This is a genomic window from Rhodococcus sp. MurmanLake-1, assembly GCF_056945715.1.
The window spans coordinates 1-232 of the sequence record NZ_JBWZNF010000112.1 but is presented as its reverse complement, the minus strand read 5'-3'; the positions used below and the strand labels follow the sequence as shown (position 1 = coordinate 232).

At 61.2% G+C, this 232-nt stretch carries 1 protein-coding gene; it reads left to right on the top strand.

Annotated features, from left to right (window positions below; genetic code table 11):
- A partial coding sequence (locus AC2ETI_RS32855) for a hypothetical protein (protein ID WP_483635081.1) occupies window positions 1-232 on the top strand: 232 nt, incomplete at both ends.

The following is a 232-nucleotide window of genomic DNA, read 5'->3' as shown; positions in this document are numbered from 1 at the left end:
AGCCGTTGCTGGTCGATGCGGCCATGGTCAGGCTCACCAACAACTTCTCGGGAGTGTGGGAATTCGCCAAACTCGACGAAGTGGTGGAGGACATCACGCGCGGGCTTCGTCGGCGTGACGCGCATGTGATCACGCCGCGAAAACTGTACCCGGTGGCGAAGGCGCCTGGCCTCTTCCGTCCACTCATCGAGTACCGCGCCTACAAAGGCAACGCAATAGGCCAGGCAATGAC